The 1,459-nt window shown below is 75.3% G+C and carries 3 protein-coding genes; 2 read left to right on the top strand and 1 reads right to left on the bottom strand.

Annotated elements, in window-relative coordinates; all coding sequences use genetic code 11:
- Together DI269_RS13045 and DI269_RS13040 are read left to right on the top strand one after the other, a co-directional pair.
- Window positions 1–377 (top strand): helix-turn-helix transcriptional regulator (locus DI269_RS13045; protein ID WP_198667389.1); only part of this gene is annotated, 377 nt, incomplete at its 5' end.
- On the top strand, window positions 377–889 hold the full coding sequence (locus DI269_RS13040; protein WP_112136563.1) for a LuxR family transcriptional regulator: 513 nt from the start codon (window positions 377–379) through the stop codon (window positions 887–889). The genes DI269_RS13045 and DI269_RS13040, both read left to right, overlap by 1 nt.
- A gap of 80 nt (window positions 890–969) precedes the next feature.
- Here the strand turns inward: DI269_RS13040 and DI269_RS13035 are convergent.
- Window positions 970–1,459 (bottom strand): hypothetical protein (locus DI269_RS13035; RefSeq protein ID WP_232822733.1); only part of this gene is annotated, 490 nt, incomplete at its 5' end.

Genomic DNA, 1,459 nt, shown 5'->3' with positions numbered 1-1,459 from the left:
GCTGCCTGCTCGCCCTGGCCGCGCACTCGGGGGAGCCGCACGCCGCCGTCGCCGCCCTCGAAGCCGCCGAGCGCATCGCCGACGAGCACGGCCTCATCGTGTTGGCCGGGCGCGCGCGCCGGGGCCTGCGCAAGCACGACGTGCGCCGCGACCGCCGCTCCGCCCGCGGCGGTGGTGGCCTGACCGACCGCGAGGCCGAAGTGCTGCGCCACGTCGCCTCCGGGCACCCCTCGCGGCGCATCGCCGAGATCCTGGGGATCACCGCCGAGACCGTGGAGACCCACATCCGCTCAGGGATGCGCAAGCTCGGCGCGAAGACCCGCACCGAAGCGGCGGTGCTGCTGTCGTCGGCGCCGGTCGAGGGCGGTGAGGACTGATGGGCGAACAGGTGCCCCTCCACGTCGTCGCCGTCGCCGGGGAAGCCGAGGCGCTGGTGCGCCGCTGCGCGGCCGCCGGATGGTCGGCCCACCGCGGGTTCGCGCTCCTCGAACCCGCATGGGACCTGGCCGACCGGCGCCTGGTGTGCCACGGGCAGGTCGGCGACGACCACACCGCCTCACAGGCCGTCCTCGCCGCGGCCCGCGGGGCCGGGATCATCGCCGTCGCCTCCGGGCAGCTCGCGTTGAACCTGGCCGCGGACCTGCGCCGCGTCGGGCCCCTCGGATTGACCCCCGGGAAGACCGAGGCCGCCGACGGCCTCGACCTCGACGCCGAGCAGCGCGCCCTCCTCGCCCGCCTCGCCGCCGGCTCCACGATCGCCGCCGCCGCCGAAGCCGAGTTCGTGTCCTTGCGGACCGCGAACCGCCGCATCGCCGCCGCCCGGGCGTCCCTGAACGTCAAGACCACCCGAGAAGCGGTCATGATCTACATCAAGCACGCCCGCGATTAGCGAACGGCCGCGGACATACAGCCGGGCCCGGTCCACCGGTTTCGGCGTCCCGGGCCCGTCGGCTCCGCGAATGCGGTGGGCTACTTCAGTTCGGCGAGGCGCGCTTCGGCCTCTTCGAGCTGGCGGCGCAGCCGGGCGGCCTCCTCGGCGGCCTCGGAGCGGATCTTCTCCACCACCTCCGAGACGACCTCTTCGACCTCGTCCGATCCCGCGGCCTGGCACATCGCCAGCGCGTTGGTGTGGGCGACCTTGGCGCCCTTGACGACCGTGCGGGCGCCGCGGGACGCCGCCACGGACCACTCGCCGTCCTCATAGGTCAGGATGACCTGGAGCTCGGGGTGCTTGGCCGCGGCGGTGCGGGGCCGGGCGATCTTCTTCTTCACCGGGGCCGCCTCGGCGGGCGCGGTCGTCTCGGGCTCGGTCACGGGTTTCCTCTCGCTCACAACAGGTTTCGGTTTCGGGGCGGGCTCGTCGTCGGGGAGCAGTCCGGGCCCGGTCGGCGCGGGCGCCGGGACCGGGGTCTGGGCCTGCGTGCGCTGGCGCGGGGCCGCGCGCCTCGCGCCCTCTCCG

Source organism: Glycomyces dulcitolivorans, from assembly GCF_003265355.1.
GTDB lineage: Bacteria > Actinomycetota > Actinomycetes > Mycobacteriales > Micromonosporaceae > Glycomyces > Glycomyces dulcitolivorans.
Note: the sequence above shows the minus strand (reverse complement) of the source record. Positions and strands in the feature narration are given on the sequence as shown.